This is a genomic window from Brevibacillus sp. NRS-1366 (genome assembly GCF_050467985.1).
In genome coordinates, this window is the sequence record NZ_JBITPN010000020.1 from 65,659 (window position 1) to 78,807 (window position 13,149).

The window sequence follows — 13,149 nt, forward strand, 5'->3', positions numbered from 1 at the left end:
GCATATTGTTCCTAACTATATTAAAGTAAGTTTCATCTTTTTCACAAGATAACTACTCCCAGGAGGTACTTATACACATGCAAACAGAAGTGAAATGGACGACTGAACAAGTAATGGAAGCGCGCCATAGCGTGCGAAAATACGATTCCACGGCAACAATTCCACAAGGCGAGTTGAATGAAATCCTGCGACTGGCAGCGAGTGCTCCATCTTCATGGAACCTCCAGCATTGGCGCTTCCTTGTTGTGACAGACCCAGCCATAAAAGAAAAGCTGCTCCCAATCGCTTATGGTCAGCAGCAAGTAGTGGACGCATACGCTACCATTATCATTTTAGGGGACTTGGAAGCAGACAAGTCGGCTCGTCCGGTCTACGACGAGGCTTTTGCTAAAGGTCTTGTGAACGAGACAGTACGCGACTCCATGATTGCCCAAATCGAAGGAGCTTACAAAGCAAACCCGGAGATTGCCCGCGATGAGGCGATTCGCAATTCGTCCTACGCAGCCATGCAATTGATGCTTGCCGCAAAGGCAAAAGGCTACGATACTTGCCCAATGGGAGGCTATAATCGGGACGCGTTGATCGCTGAATTGAATATCCCGTCGCGCTATTTGCCTACGTTGATGCTTACATTGGGCAAAGCGAGCGTGCAAGCACATCCAACAGCCCGTTTTGGCTTGGAACAATTGGTCATTACGAATAGCTTTTAATTTTTCGATAGAGCGTACTTCGGGCGATTCCTAAAAACTGGGAAGCCTCGGTTACGGATTTTGTCTGTTTCAGAGCCTGCTCAATGACTTGTCTTTCCAAGCTTTTCAGCGAATGAGGCTCGGCGCTTTGCTGCCGATGATCGTAGTTTTTGAAGTGGAGAGGTAAATGATCCATTTTTATCTCCGAATGGTCTTTTCTGGCTAAGAGAAAAGCCCGCTCTATCACATTTCGCAGCTCACGAATATTTCCTGGCCATGGGTAGTGTACGATGGATTGCAACGCCTCTCTCTGAAAAGATTGGGGGCCATCGCCATAGGCCAGGAGAAATTCGTGCACAAATTGTTGGCAGAGATGCTCGATGTCTTCTGGACGTTCCTTTAAGGACGGAATGGTAATCGACAAGACATTCAAACGGTAAAATAAATCTGAACGAAAGCTTTGTTTAAAAGCCACCTCTTCTGGAAGATTGCGGTTTGTCGCCGCGATGATCCGGACGTTGACGGCTCGTTCTTTTGTATCGCCAAGCCTCATAATTTTCTTCGATTCAATCACCCGCAGAAGCACGACTTGCAGTTCGAGTGGCATGTCCCCGATCTCATCCAGAAAAATCGTACCATTGTGTGCTGCCTCAAATTTTCCAATCGCTCCGCCTTTTTTTGCACCTGTAAATGCTCCGTCGACAAAACCAAACAACTCGCTTGCAATCAGCTCTTTCGGAAGCAAAGCGGTATTGACCGCAATGAAAGGGCCGTTTTTTTGTTCACTTTCACGATGAATCGCCTCGGCCATGACTTCTTTACCTGTCCCAGTTTCCCCCAGAATCAATACATTAGCAGAGGATTGAGCCGCTAATCGAGCAATTTCAAGCTCTCTTTGATAGCCGGGATGGACAGTTTGGATACGACCAAAACGAAAGATAGGTTGGGATGAAGCAGCAGTAGACACCTGCTTAGGCTTTAGTATATAGAGCTGGTGGCGTCGCTCATTGCATGAGGTGACGTGAAATGACTGGTGCATCGTTTGAAGCATCGCGAGTGTGAGCGATTGCCCGTTTGTAAACCCAGTAAGCTCTGCTGCTTTGCTGCTCATATACATAACCGTTCCTTGGTCTGACACGACGAGCACGGCTTCTTCGCTGAGCTGTCCCCATGTCTGAAGCACGATTTCATGGAGGGTAGCAGAGGGTTTGTTGTTCATGTTCACGAGAAAAGGCTTGGGCTGGATGTTGCGCTCGGAGTCCCAAACGATTTCAAATTGTCCATTGGATAACGATTTTCCGATTTTGACGGGCCGGGACAGATGGCGATGCCGGGCGTCTACGAGCAGTGTACCGCATGCTGTCTCGAAGCTTCTATTGCTGATCTGGTCAAAGATCTTCTGATGGTTGATGCTTTTTGCTTCTACGATGCTGTCTAGAACCATTTTCGTGCCGACATACGTGTTAAACATGACGGATGAAATTGGTCGCTTTTCGCCTGTAAATCGTTGGAAGCTGCGGATAAACGCCAAATTTTCAGGAGAGGGGAGGGATTGAAAGTAGCTGGCTGAGCTGTAATGGCCTGCCCCATACTCCGCTCCGATCGCTTCGAGCTCCGTCTCTTTGGTTATGGGACTAAAGATAGGAACCTTTTGGCGCTTCATACCGATGCGATAGTGATCCCGATAAAAGGGAATGATACTCTTCCCCACGAGAGTAGAGAAAATGGCATCCGGCTCCTCGGCGATGATATCGTTCCAGACTTCTTGGAAATGCTGGTGTCCGAATGGGACATAGCGCTCTGCTACAACAGCACCGTTTCTTTCATGCAAAAACGTGTGTACCTGTTGAGTGGTTTCGCGGGGATAAAGATAATCGGTGCCGATACAATAGACGCGTTTTCCATAATGACGGGTCAGGTAATCCAGCAAGGTATGGACCTGCTGATTGGGCACTTCTCCGGTATAGATCACGTTTGGATGACATTCGTGTCCTTCATATAAAGTGGGATAGACTAGAAGACAGTTGTATTTTTCCAGTACCGGAAGAACCGCTTTTCTGCAGGCAGACGTGTAGCATCCGATGAAAATACGAATACCTTCTTTCGCCATTGCTTCTGCTTCTCTTTCTCCTTTTCCCGGGTCGGAACAAATATCACGAACGATCGCTTCTATTTTATATAGTCCACGGCTGCATTCTTCGATGGCCAATCTAGCTGCGTCACATTGTCCTTTTTCGGTGATCGCTGTTGTGCCCGTTAACGAAAATAATAACCCCACCTTGATATGCACGTAATCCCTCCGTCTCCTGTTGTTTCGGTTTGGGAATGTCGTCTCATAATGGGACGAACTCCATATCATCTCAATCATATAACAAATATCAGAACATTAGGAATTTATGTTTTGTTTTGCAACACGGTTTCATTTGAAAAGCTTGTCCGATCAGGACCCAGTCATTGGCATGATAGTTGCGATTAAGAAGCTTCAAAGTGAAAGGAGGAGGACATACCTTGAAATTATTCATTCTCGATGTCTTGGAAAGCAAAGGCGTGACCGTACCACAAGAGCATCTTACTGAGCTGGCTACACGCTGGCAAGCTATTGAAAGTCTGAAACGGGAAACAGAGCAAGCGTTGTTGGATGACTACGATATTGCGTTGCGAAACATTCCAGGAGGTGATCACGTTGAGTAAAGAGCTGGTTGGAAAATCAGTAGAAGAATTGGCCCCCCTGATCGAAAAGCGAGAAGTATCCTCTCTGGAATTGACACAAGCTGTATTGGATCATGCAGAGACGCTTAACCATACAATCAATGCTTATATTAGCTTTACTCGTCAGCAGGCGGAGGAAGCCGCCGAGAAAGCGGACCTGGAAATAGCATCCGGTCAGTACCGGGGCATGTATCACGGAATTCCGATGGGCATCAAGGATAACTTGTACTTTAAAGGTGAAGTAACCACGATGGCATCCAAAATCCATCGCGACTTCGTTTCGGACTATGATGCGACTATTATCGGCAAAATGAGAGAAGCCGGAATCGTTTTCACCGGAAAATTGAACATGCATGAGTATGCGTGGGGCATTACCAATAATAACCCGCACTTTGGTACATGTCACAATCCATGGAATCTCGAAAGAATTCCAGGGGGATCCAGCGGAGGATCTGGCGCTGCTGTTGCTGCGGATATGAGCGTGGCATCACTGGGGACAGATACAGCGGGGTCGATTCGAATTCCATCCTCTGCGTGCGGTATCGTTGGGCTCAAGCCGACACATGGAAGAGTCAGTAAATACGGCTGTTTTCCGCTCGCGTGGTCGCTCGATCATATTGGCCCGATGACCAAAACAGTGAAGGACGCTGCTGGCTTGCTTGAAATTATTGCAGGCTATGACCCCAATGATCCAACCTCCGTTCAGGCACCTGTTGGACAATATACAGCGGCGTTAACGGGTGATGTGAGAAATCTCGTCATCGGTGTGAACGAAGAGTACTTCTTTAAGAACGTAGACGCTGGAGTCGAGAAGCTGGTGAGGGGCGCCATCCAGTCTCTTGTCGATCAGGGAGCGAGAATCGAAGAAGTCAGCATTCCGTCACTGAAATACGCGGAATACGCAGAGATGATCACCATCTTGTCAGAGGCTTCTGCGATTCATCACCGCGATCTGTTAAAGCGTCCAGACGATTTCGGATCAGACATTCGCCTGTTGTTCGAATTGGGGGAGCTTCCCTCAGCCGTTGATTATTTGCAGGCGCAGCAGCTCAGAAGACAAATCAAGCAAGATTTCCAAAAAATATTTGAAAAAGTAAACGTACTGATGGCACCGACACTGCCGATCATCGTCCCGAACATTGGGGATAGTGAAGCAGATTTGAACGGTCAAAAAGTAGATTTGATCGACCATATTATTCGTTTTACAGGACCGGGCAACCTCTCTGGTCTTCCAGCGCTCACTGTTCCGTGCGGACTTGTGGACGGCATGCCTGTCGGTTTGCAAATTTTCGGTCCTGCTATGCAGGAGGGTACCGTCCTGAATGTAGGGTATGCTATTGAAAAAACGAATCCGTTAAAAGGGAAAAAGCCTGGATTGGTCGGGTCCTTGTAAGATCGTGATTCGAGTACATTCAAAAAGGGTAGGGAGCATGCTTTACGCTCGTCCTACCCTTTTTGGCGTGTCATTACGGATCACGGATTCTTTGCTAATGGTAAATCGACGGAAATACTCGTACCTTGTCCAAGCGAGCTACTTACGTTAAAGTGTCCAGCGTGCAAATCAATAATTTCTTTGCAAATGGAAAGCCCCAGACCGCTTCCTGACTGCTTGGAGCGTCCTTTATAAAATTTCCCCGTGACATGTGGCAGGTCGTCGGCATCAATGCCCTCTCCCGTATCCGTGACGGTTATGATGAGCATGTCGCCTGACTTTTCCGCTGACAGGGTAATTGTGCCGCCTGGTGGAGTGAATTTGAAGGCATTATCCAACAGATTGACAAAGACCTGCTTGAGACGATTATGATCACCCATGACAATCAAAGGTACCTGGGGAAGCTCCAGTACCAGCTCTACTTGTTTTTCCTGCGAACGGATAGCAAACTGCAGGTGCAAATCGTCCAGTACCTCGCGTATGTCCATTCGTTCCCGGGAAAGCTTCATTTCCCCCGATTGGAACTTGGAGAAGTCCAGTAGTTCTTCCACCAAGCCGATGAGTCGGTCGGTTTCTTTTGAAATGACTTCCAGCCCGAGCAGGGTCTCTTCGGGTTCGTCGAGCCCACCGGAGATCAACGTCTCGCCCCAGCCCTTGATTGAGGTGAGGGGGGTCCGCAGCTCATGGGAAACGGAGGAGATAAAATCATTTTTCAGCTTTTCATTTTTGCCGATTTCGGCCGCCATGTAATTGAAGGCTTCAGCTAGAGTCCCTACTTCATCGTCATAGCGTTTTGCTGCGCGGGCAGTAAAGTTTCCTTTTGCCATCTGGGTTGCGGCTTTGGTCAGATCTTTGATCGGGTCGACGATTCGTTTGGCAATTAACAGACTGAGCGCAAAGGCAAGGATCACCACGCCTGCTCCGACACCGGCTCCGTACAAGGCGATTCGATTGACCGCGTTATAGAGCGGTTCTGCCGAAATGGTGTAGCGCAAAACGCCCATATACTCATTGGCAAAGAGGAGAGGGTTTGAGACAGCGATGATTCGTTCCTTCGTTTTCGGGTTTTTTCCTACATGGATACCCGTTTGCCCTTTTAGTGCATCGATGACGTCTGGCGTGTTGATTATTTCCCCTGTTTGAAAACCGTACGAATTGAGGATCACTTTACCATTGACGTCCAGTACTTCAACCTTGGCGTACTCCTGATTAGACACATTTTCCAAAATATAGCGAGCCTTGTCCTTGACTGAATAGCTCGTCGTGTATTTGTTGATAAAATTGGTAAAGGTAGTGGTTCGGGTCACGAGAGCCTCAGTGGCGGTACCAAAATAGTAGGAGTGGACCGCCCAATAAAATAAACCTTCCAGCAAAAGTACAATTAACAGCAGGATCAGGCCGAAATAGACAACGAGCCTGGTCCTAATTCCTTTCATCATGCATGTCCTTTCTCCATAAATACCCGTAGCCCCAAACCGTCTCTAGAAAAGCAGGATGGGCTGGGTCTTGTTCGATCTTTTGCCGGATTCGTCGTATATTCACATCGACAATTTTCAGATCACCGACAAAGAATTGCCCCCAGACTGCCGTCAAAATTTCATCACGACTAATTGCTTTGTTCGCGTTCTCTGCGAGCAGCTTAATCATGGCAAATTCTTTTGGCGTTAGGACGATTTCCTGATCACCCCGGATTAGCTTCCGTTCATCCAAGAGCAGGGTGAAAGGGGAGATGTCGATTTCATTTTTCTGTGCGGGAATTGCTGTCACAGGAGCGAGTCGGCGGTGCAAGGCCTTGACTCTCGCCAGCAGCTCAGCGGGACTGAATGGCTTTCCAACATAGTCGTCTGCCCCGAATTCCAGTCCCATCACTTTATCCAGCTCCTGACTTTTGGCTGTCAGCATGATAATCCCGAGCCGTGGATATTTTTTACGCAATCGTCCGCATACTTCGAATCCGTCAATGCCGGGTAGCATCACATCTAAAATTGCAATTTCAATGTCAGACTGGCTTTCGGCAATCTCTAGCGCCTCTTCCCCTGTAGAGGCTTCGACTACCTCGCAGCCTTCCCGTTTTAAATTAATCCGGACGAAATCGCGAATGGACTTTTCATCTTCTAGTAGTAAAACTTTCATCAGCCATTCCCCTTGTCATGATTTGGTTGCCATGGTTCGTACACACCGTGCACTACATTGTCATGGATAGCGGCTTGTAGTGCTGACGAATTTCATCCGGGGTCAGCAGCAGAGATTTGTACTCTTGTTTTGCAGACTTGCCCAGATTCGGAGTCACTTGCGGCTGGATCGCTACGAGTACTTGCTTGCCGGCCTCTTTTAGTAAGATATAAGGCACTTGTTTTTGTTTTAGCACGTTTTCAAATTTGGCCCATTCTTGCACTGGAACTGTTTGCAAGGTAAGAAGTTCGGCTTTTGTCTTGCCGTTATCTACATAGTAATAGAAACGAGTAAGGATGGAGTTAGGGTCTTGAGCCGATGAAGATAGCGTGTATTTTCCTACCCATTTGGCAGGAATTCGGAAATCATATCCCATCAAATAGTTTTGGTAGTGTTCTTCAATCGGCTTCAGGCCTGTTTTTCCGTCCCATTGAAAATAGGAGGAGATCCAGGGAATCTCAGCCATGGACAAATCATCCGTTCCCGGCGGCTGTGTGCTTACCCCAATCTCTATGATGCCGTCTCCGTTAATATCCTCACTATACAATGAATACGGTTTGAAGGTCAGGTCCATTTCTCCGTCAATTCTGGCGAGCGGGTTGCGCAATGTTCCATTGTCCCATAGCAACAATTCTGTAGAAGCGGAGTGTGCACCTAGCCCAGCCTCGACGAATAGACCTTTATGGGTAGCAGAAGCTTTGCCGATGACAGCTTGCTCATAACCATTGATCCCGCCTTCCAATGGCACTTCTGTCAGCTTTGTGAGCTTGCCGTCCTTTGCTCCGTATAATTCTGCTTTCGACGTAAGGTTATTATGGTCGTGCAGAACCAGTGCCAGATCAGAGAGACCATTCCCTGTAAGATCCCCTACCGCCATGACAGAGTAAGGCTGCTTAATCAGCTCCTGGACTTGTCCCCCGGCAATGGAGTATACAGAGAGTTCTTTATTTAAATCTTCGCCGGCTCCCAAACCAATGAGCATTTCAGGCAAATGATCTCCGTTTAGGTCTTCGAACGTAACGTAATCCAGCTCGCTGCCAATCCCGGTAAACGAAGTGAGCTTTACCCAGTTCCCTTGGTTTTGGGAGAGCACCAGCACACCGATCTCGTAATCGGTTTTTTCTGATTTGAAAAAGGCAACGACTTCTGGTGTTCCATCGCCAGTCAAGTCTTGGAGAGATACAGCGCTCGCCTCATTGGGATGGAGCGGGACAGTCAGTTGAGAGCCGGGGGGCAGGAACTGCATGACAGCTTGATTAATTGATTTTTGGTCGCCATCTGCTAAAGGTGCGCGCATCAACTCGTTGGGTGTATCGGTAAATCCACATCCGCTAACCAATGAGGTGCAAAGTACAGCAGAGTAAAGCCAGGCCTTTTTCATTTGATCTGTTCCTTTCTATGGGTGTATCTATTGACTCTATTTTAGCCTGACTATCTGTGAAAGTTGTTGCAAACCGGTAAAAAAACCACTAGACAGGATTTTCCTTGGATGATCGACCACGTTTTGGAAACAGGGAAAAATTTACTAGCAACATTTGACATGTTTTTTTCGTTTAGATAGGCAGGGAGAGGGAAGTACATAAGGAGGAAGACAAAGTGAAAAAAGGGTATAAAACCTTGGCTGCTATCCTTTGCAGTAGCGGCATTTTAATGGCTTCTAGTCTGGGAGTCGATCCGGTTTACGCGCATACAGCGCAAGCGCAGGCTTTTGCATCAATGGTCTTATTGCAAGCTCAGCATAATATTCCATTTTCCATACAATTTATTGACGGTTTCAAGGTCAAAGTTACTAACAACCGGACAACAGCAGTCAACACTTTTGATGTTTCTGCCAATAAAGCTACGTATGTGAGACAGGGCATCTATCAAGGGAACGGGAAGCTGCAAAAAATAACAATGGGTTTTGCCCAAAAGCTGGTTCAGCTGGTGCCTTTTACGGATGCTAGCGGCAACCTTCGCTGGAAAGGCCAGCAAACACTTTGGGGAGTGAATGGCGAAGATCGCATCGCTGTAGCGACCAGTGTGTGGAACATTGTGAACGAACAGCCGCAACTTCTGAATGTAGCTGTTGAAGCAGGAGACTGGGACAACCTGCCATCTTCTGACATCGAGATCAACAGTGGATTTAGCATGGGAGGCGATATTACTTATGTCCTTGATACCAAGTATGCAGACGTGACAGGAGATGGAGTGAAGGATCACGTCCTCTTGGTCGGAGATAAAATGGGTAATGCGATGAATCTGCTCGCTGAGAATCTGCGGATTGTCGTGCGGGAAGGCAAAAATAAACAGCAAACCTTCGTCTCCGTAGGTAAGCGGGACAGCGGTACACTGCCAAAGCTCTCGATAGGTGATGCCAATTACGATCAAATCCCGGACGTGCTAGTGACGATGCCGACAGCAGCCGGTCAAATTTATAGCCAATTCACTTGGAAAGACAATCGTCCAGTGCCAGTTGTGGATCAGGATAAATTAAACAACCGCAGCGCCTACCAACCGGTGAACGGTATTTATGGCGAAGCGATATTCATGAAACCAATCAAATAAATGAAATACAGGCATAAGCCCTCTTTTCAAAGCGAAAAGAGGGTTTTGCTTTTTTCGGTTATAGACAACGAGCAAACCGTAAGCGTTACGTTTTATATTGACATGAACTTCTTCTGTGCGTTAGTATAGCAATTAAATCGTAATTATTACGCTTTATGAAACCGAAAATGACAAGGAGAATACTTCTATGAGCGATAAAAGAATTCCGGTTACAGTCCTGAGCGGGTATCTGGGAGCGGGAAAAACGACGCTTTTGAACCACGTACTGAACAATCGGGAAGGTATGCGTGTCGCCGTCATCGTGAATGATTTGAGCGAAGTGAATGTGGACGGAGCCCTGATTTCTCAAGGTGGGGGAATTTCTCGCGTCGAAGAGAAGGTAGTAGAAATGTCCAACGGCTGTATCTGCTGCACACTTCGAGAGGATCTTTTGACAGAGGTAGAGCGACTCGCGCTTGAAGGAGTGTATGACTACATACTGATCGAGTCGACGGGAATTGGCGAGCCTGTGCCTGTAGCCCAAACCTTTTCGTATGTGGACGAAGAACATGGAATCAACCTTTCGTCTCTATGCCGTCTCGACACGATGGTAACGGTGGTGGATGCCTATCGTTTTTGGCACGACTTCTCTTCTGGGGAGAGCTTGATAGATCGAAATCAGGCAGTTGGAGAAGAAGATACACGTGAAGTGGTGGACTTGTTGATTAATCAGATCGAGTTTTGTGATGTCTTGATTCTGAATAAGTGTGATCTGGTTGGGTCTGACGAATTGTTGCAATTGGAGGGTGTCCTGCGCAAGCTGCAGCCAAATGCCCGATTGATTCGCTCCAATCGAGGGCAAGTAGACCCACATGAGATTTTAAACACAGGGCTATTCGATTTTGAGCAGGCCAGTCAATCGGCAGGCTGGGTGCTTGAGCTGCAAAAGGAAGAGCATACGCCTGAGACAGACGAATACGGGATCTCCTCTTTTGTTTATCGCGGGCGCAGACCTTTTCATCCTAAGCGCTTTAGTGAATGGCTGGAAGCGTGGCCAGAAGAGGTGGTTCGTGCCAAAGGATTTTTCTGGCTGGCGACCCGCAATGATCTGGCGATGACGCTCAGTCAAGCAGGTCCGTCGATTGAAATAGGAGCGGCGGGTTATTGGACAGCAGCGCTGCCAGAGGAGGAGCGCCTTGCGATTTTAGAAGAAGATCCGGATTGGAGAGCGACATGGGATCCAGAGCATGGCGATCGGATCACAGAGCTTGTATTCATCGGGATTGAGCTAGACCAAGATGCTGTCCGGAATCAGCTGGACGCATGCCTGTTGACGGATGATGAATATGCTTCTGACTGGAGCCAACTACCAGATCCGTTACCGACCGCAGACACGGTGGTCGAGATAGCCGTATAACGAAAAGAGGAGGGACCATACATGAGAGTAAATATTACACTGCAGTGCACAGAATCGGGAGACCGTAATTACATCACGACCAAAAACAAGCGAAATCATCCAGAACGTTTGGAACTTAAGAAATACTCTCCGCGTTTGAAGCGCTACACGCTGCACCGGGAAACGAAGTGAAGACCAGATGAGAGCGCTCCTTCTTTGCTTAGATGAAGGGGAGATGCTTGGTTTAGGAATAAAGGCTGTTCCAAGCGTCATTTGACGAGGAACAGCCTTTATTTTACAGATAAGAATTTATAAAATTCTTATCCAGTATAAGTGCAACCGCGGCTCCGCCAGAAGGCATGGCGCAGCCAGGTTTTCTAATCTTTAGGCATTCTTTTTAAGCGCAAGCCCTTCTGCCTTTTGATTTTTATCGGAAAACATCCATTTCATCATCGGAGGAGTCACGATGGTTGTCACGAGTACAACAACGATCAATACGGCAAACATTTCCTCGGTTAAAAGATGATTCTCCAGACCGATGGCAGCGATAATCAAGGCGACCTCTCCGCGAGATACCATGGCAGCTCCGATCGCCAGCGAATTTTTCCACCTAAAACCGGACAGCTTTGCACCAATCGCTCCGCCGACGAGCTTAGAGATGATCGCCAAAATGCTCAGGAAAACAATTAGCCACAGGTTTTGCAAAATCCCGGAAAACTGCGCCGTTACGCCAATCGAAGTAAAGAAAACAGGAACAAAGATGGAGTAGCTGATGGTTTCGACTTTGTGGGCCACTTCCTGTCTGTAATTCGTCAGGCTGATCGCAACCCCGGCGATGTAAGAGCCGATGATAGCAGCTACACCTGTGTACTCTGCCAGATACGCAAATAAGAAGCAAATAATCAGCCCAGCAGAAATTACCGATTCAGTGACCTGCAGCGGGGCGAATTTTTTCAAGACCCAAGGAACGACTTTCCAGGAAAGCAAGATGATCACGGCAAAAAATGCGACTTTTTTCAGAATGACCATTCCCAGATTGACGTCTCCGCCAGCAAAGCTCATCAGGAAGGCCAGCGCCAAAATAACCAGAACGTCGTCAATAACGGCGGCACCCATGATCGTAGCGCCTTCTCTCGATTTTAATTTACCCAATTCCTTCAGCGTTTGTACGGAAATGCTCACGCTAGTGGCGGAGAGCAAAAGTCCCAAAAAGGTCGCTTCGATGGAGGAGAGTCCCATGACTATACCAGCGCCATAGCCTAATGCCAGAGGAGCAATAATACCAGCCACGCCAACATTGGTGGATGCCCTTGCCGTCCGCTTGAATTCATCAATATCCGTCTCCAAACCGGCTACAAACATCAATAGGATGACACCAATCTGGCTGATTTCTTTGATGATTTCTGTGTCAGTCACCAAGCCCAAAACGGTAGGGCCAAGCACAATCCCGATCAACAGCTTGCCAAGAACGGATGGCTGACCTAGTCGAACACTGATGTCGCCGGCAATTTTGGAGGCGATCAGGATGACTGCCAACTGAAAAATAAGCATGTAGTTTCCCCCTCTAGTCAAAATAAAAAAGGAGCCTGTAATCACAGGCTCCTAAATGTCTACTGTAAAAAGACAAAAAGAACCCTATGATGACAGGCTCCTCCAGTAACACATGAACTATTCATTTTCTTTACATAAACATATTAGCATATGAGTCAGAAAGAAGTAAATAAAAACTGACAAAGTGCTTACTAAGATGTCATGATTAGGCCAAGGAGTCATGACGAAATAAGCTGTAATGGGTAACGGTTGGAAGAGGAGGAGAGCCATTTTGACAAGAGATTATGGAGCAGAGGAAACCGTTAAAATCAGTAAGGAAAACGCGGAGCATTACATCTGGGGAGGGCAGTGTGACGGCTGGCACCTGGTAAAAGGACGAGAGCTGAGTGTTATTCATGAGCGAATGCCGGGAAATACTGCAGAGGTACGTCATTATCATGAGAAGTCGCGTCAGTTCTTCTTTGTTTTATCTGGAAAAGCAGTTTTGGAGGTTGCTGGCGTCCGTCATGAGCTAAAGCCACAAGAAGGGGTAGAAGTGCCTCCAGGAGTCGCTCACCAGATGAAAAATGAAGCCATGGACGACGTGGAGTTTCTCGTGATCTCGACGCCAACGACAAGAGGAGATCGAATTCACGTCGACTAGAGAATGCTGCAAAAATGCAAAAAACCCCCTG

General features: G+C 47.5%; 12 protein-coding genes. 7 read left to right on the forward strand and 5 right to left on the reverse strand.

Features of this window, described 5'->3' with window-relative positions; genetic code table 11:
- The first annotated feature begins 77 nt into the window (after positions 1–77).
- Complete coding sequence (locus ACIFQN_RS13955; RefSeq protein ID WP_429833633.1) at positions 78–710, forward strand: nitroreductase family protein; 633 nt, start codon at positions 78–80, stop codon at positions 708–710.
- Here the strand turns inward: ACIFQN_RS13955 and ACIFQN_RS13960 are convergent.
- Positions 694–2,979: a transporter substrate-binding protein gene (locus tag ACIFQN_RS13960; RefSeq protein ID WP_429833634.1), complete on the reverse strand. Its 2,286-nt coding sequence runs from the start codon at positions 2,977–2,979 to the stop codon at positions 694–696. The genes ACIFQN_RS13955 and ACIFQN_RS13960 overlap by 17 nt on opposite strands.
- A 218-nt stretch (positions 2,980–3,197) precedes the next feature.
- Here ACIFQN_RS13960 and ACIFQN_RS13965 point away from each other — a divergent pair, with 218 nt between their 5' ends.
- Together ACIFQN_RS13965 and ACIFQN_RS13970 are read left to right on the forward strand one after the other, a co-directional pair.
- Positions 3,198–3,380 (forward strand): hypothetical protein, encoded by a 183-nt coding sequence (locus ACIFQN_RS13965; protein ID WP_429833635.1) that lies wholly within the window; start codon positions 3,198–3,200, stop codon positions 3,378–3,380.
- Positions 3,373–4,791, forward strand: coding sequence for an amidase (locus ACIFQN_RS13970; protein WP_429833636.1), 1,419 nt, complete (start codon positions 3,373–3,375; stop codon positions 4,789–4,791). Before ACIFQN_RS13965 ends, ACIFQN_RS13970 begins: the two co-directional genes overlap by 8 nt.
- A gap of 80 nt (positions 4,792–4,871) precedes the next feature.
- On the opposite strand, the gene ACIFQN_RS13975 is transcribed toward ACIFQN_RS13970, so the two are convergent.
- Genes ACIFQN_RS13975 through ACIFQN_RS13985 form a run of 3 tightly spaced genes read right to left on the reverse strand, consistent with a single transcriptional unit; the run spans position 4,872 to position 8,383 of the window.
- Entirely contained in the window at positions 4,872–6,266 is a 1,395-nt protein-coding gene (locus ACIFQN_RS13975; RefSeq protein WP_429833685.1) for a sensor histidine kinase, read from the reverse strand.
- Positions 6,253–6,963 (reverse strand): response regulator transcription factor, encoded by a 711-nt coding sequence (locus tag ACIFQN_RS13980; protein ID WP_429833637.1) that lies wholly within the window; start codon positions 6,961–6,963, stop codon positions 6,253–6,255. The genes ACIFQN_RS13975 and ACIFQN_RS13980 overlap by 14 nt, the downstream gene beginning before the upstream one ends.
- Positions 6,964–7,015: 52 nt before the next feature.
- Positions 7,016–8,383, reverse strand: a complete 1,368-nt coding sequence (locus tag ACIFQN_RS13985; protein ID WP_429833638.1) for a VCBS repeat-containing protein — start codon at positions 8,381–8,383, stop codon at positions 7,016–7,018.
- A gap of 215 nt (positions 8,384–8,598) precedes the next feature.
- Here ACIFQN_RS13985 and ACIFQN_RS13990 point away from each other — a divergent pair, with 215 nt between their 5' ends.
- The 3 genes from ACIFQN_RS13990 to rpmG all read left to right on the forward strand — a co-directional run bounded on the left by ACIFQN_RS13990 (position 8,599) and on the right by rpmG (position 11,116).
- Positions 8,599–9,549, forward strand: coding sequence for a hypothetical protein (locus tag ACIFQN_RS13990; protein ID WP_429833639.1), 951 nt, complete (start codon positions 8,599–8,601; stop codon positions 9,547–9,549).
- A 187-nt stretch (positions 9,550–9,736) separates the two neighbouring features.
- Positions 9,737–10,945: a GTP-binding protein gene (locus tag ACIFQN_RS13995; RefSeq protein WP_429833640.1), complete on the forward strand. Its 1,209-nt coding sequence runs from the start codon at positions 9,737–9,739 to the stop codon at positions 10,943–10,945.
- A gap of 21 nt (positions 10,946–10,966) precedes the next feature.
- Positions 10,967–11,116: a 50S ribosomal protein L33 gene (rpmG, locus tag ACIFQN_RS14000; RefSeq protein ID WP_055748042.1), complete on the forward strand. Its 150-nt coding sequence runs from the start codon at positions 10,967–10,969 to the stop codon at positions 11,114–11,116.
- Between the two features lie 192 nt (positions 11,117–11,308).
- On the opposite strand, the gene ACIFQN_RS14005 is transcribed toward rpmG, so the two are convergent.
- Positions 11,309–12,475, reverse strand: a complete 1,167-nt coding sequence (locus tag ACIFQN_RS14005) for a cation:proton antiporter (protein ID WP_429833641.1) — start codon at positions 12,473–12,475, stop codon at positions 11,309–11,311.
- 271 nt (positions 12,476–12,746) lie between these two features.
- Here ACIFQN_RS14005 and ACIFQN_RS14010 point away from each other — a divergent pair, with 271 nt between their 5' ends.
- Positions 12,747–13,118: a cupin domain-containing protein gene (locus ACIFQN_RS14010; protein WP_429833642.1), complete on the forward strand. Its 372-nt coding sequence runs from the start codon at positions 12,747–12,749 to the stop codon at positions 13,116–13,118.
- The last annotated feature ends 31 nt before the right edge of the window (positions 13,119–13,149 follow it).

Excerpts from the sequence above, each read along its gene's own strand:
- ACIFQN_RS14005 (WP_429833641.1), bottom strand. The coding sequence starts at position 12,475 with ATGCTTATTTTTCAGTTGGCAGTCATCCTGATCGCCTCCAAAATTGCC.
- ACIFQN_RS13975 (WP_429833685.1), bottom strand. The coding sequence starts at position 6,266 with ATGAAAGGAATTAGGACCAGGCTCGTTGTCTATTTCGGCCTGATCCTG.
- ACIFQN_RS13980 (WP_429833637.1), bottom strand. The coding sequence starts at position 6,963 with ATGAAAGTTTTACTACTAGAAGATGAAAAGTCCATTCGCGATTTCGTC.
- ACIFQN_RS13985 (WP_429833638.1), bottom strand. The coding sequence starts at position 8,383 with ATGAAAAAGGCCTGGCTTTACTCTGCTGTACTTTGCACCTCATTGGTT.
- rpmG (WP_055748042.1), top strand. The coding sequence starts at position 10,967 with ATGAGAGTAAATATTACACTGCAGTGCACAGAATCGGGAGACCGTAAT.
- ACIFQN_RS13995 (WP_429833640.1), top strand. The coding sequence starts at position 9,737 with ATGAGCGATAAAAGAATTCCGGTTACAGTCCTGAGCGGGTATCTGGGA.
- ACIFQN_RS13955 (WP_429833633.1), top strand. The coding sequence starts at position 78 with ATGCAAACAGAAGTGAAATGGACGACTGAACAAGTAATGGAAGCGCGC.